Origin of the sequence: Terriglobus sp. YAF25 (assembly GCF_052113305.1) — a bacterium.
Classification (GTDB): domain Bacteria; phylum Acidobacteriota; class Terriglobia; order Terriglobales; family Acidobacteriaceae; genus Terriglobus.
Window position 1 is genome coordinate 1 of record NZ_JBFRCY010000914.1, and the last position, 1,526, is coordinate 1,526.

2 protein-coding genes are annotated in these 1,526 nt (G+C 54.5%); both read right to left on the bottom strand.

The genetic code is table 11. The features are described 5' to 3' along the window. On the bottom strand, positions 1–418 hold a 418-nt coding region (locus AB4043_RS25180; protein WP_442308482.1), incomplete at its 3' end, for a hypothetical protein. 202 nt (positions 419–620) lie between these two features. After that, positions 621–1,505 (bottom strand): diacylglycerol/lipid kinase family protein, encoded by an 885-nt coding sequence (locus AB4043_RS25185; protein ID WP_442308483.1) that lies wholly within the window; start codon positions 1,503–1,505, stop codon positions 621–623. Positions 1,506–1,526: the final 21 nt, after the last annotated feature.

Sequence of the window (1,526 nt, forward strand, 5' to 3'; positions counted from 1 at the left end):
CATTCAGCGGAATCTGCTTGAGCGTGACTGGTGGGTGAGGGATGTCTTCAAGCGGAATCTTGCCCTGACCATGCGGTTTGGCGGTGATGAGGGAAGAGGGTGCGTTCGGCAGGTTGGCTTGAGTCGCCGGATTTGTCTGCGGTTGGGGTGTCTCCTTTGTTTCGGGCTTGTTCTGGTCGGCTGGAGCGGTGCTCTTCTGTGGCGTGGAGGAATCGTTCTGTGCGACAACCGATGGGACGGCACAAATCAAAATACATATTAGGAAGGAGAGCGAGCGCCGGTTAGCAACCGTTCTCGCAACTGAGCCACTTTTTGCCGTTTGCAGAAGGATAAATACGACGATGAGGAAGGCTAAGAATTCGGCGCCGCCGGTAGGTCCGACGGAATCCCAACCATCGTAGCGCTCCGACAGCGGCATGAGAAATGTCACTATCACAAAGAAGATAGCAACGAGTTGGAGGGGCCGATTCATCGGTAACTCTTATCGATGACGTTAGATGCGTGTGGCCCGGCCAGATGGTTTCTTGATGACGCTTATTCTCCTATTCAGATGATCAACATAGTGGCTGGCCCGCTCGGCCCTGCGTGCAGGCTAGAGCCTGGGCGGGCGGAGAGAGGGGTCAGCCTGTAATAACCGGAATTCGAAGTGTCAGAAACTTTAACTGCAAAGGCAACTCCCCAATGAGTTCGCCGTCGATCTGGACTGGAAGTGATCCGCTTCCTTCAAGAGTGACCTCTTGGCACGCGCTGATCCGAATGTCGCGGCTTTGACCGTGAATGGCAAACAGCATTCTGGCTAATTGAAGGGCAAGTCTGAGTCTTCCCCTTTGCTGAAAACTGACAACATGGAATGCTGGTTGTTTGATGTCTGCATGTGGCGTCAACTTCAGACCACCCGCGAAACGCTGGATTCGTGTGACGATGACCCAGTGAGCGACCCACTCCTCTTGAGGAGTTCGGATTGAAATAGGGTTTTCTTTGTGCATCCATAGCGCGGCCAGGGCAGCCGCCACTATTCCGAATGTTCCGAAGTGGCGTGCTTGATATTTCTCGAAGATTTGGACGGCTGCAGCATCGAAGCCCACACCAACGACGAACGCGAATGGGTGCCCATTGCAGACACTGACTGGAACATTGAAGGTGTACCCATGCATCAGCACTTCGGCAAGGGCCACAGGCATGGTTGGTAGATCGATCTCTCGACTGAAGATGTTGGCTGTCCCAGAGGGAATCAAACCGAGCGGAGTGCCTGAGCCGACGATGCCGCGAAGCACATCATGCAATGTTCCGTCTCCACCTGCAGCGATGATTGCATCGAACTGCCCGCTTAGTGCTGCGTCTTTGGCGACACGCTCACCACGTTCATGTTGTGTCGTATCGACGATAGATATCTGGCAGCCAGCCCGCTGCAGTTCCCGAACGGTATTCCGAAACAACAAGCGGCCTCGGGTGCCGGCGTTCGGGTTGTGGATCACGCAGAATCGTTTACGCAAGCCGGAACCCACATCGATCTATCAGCACTAGAT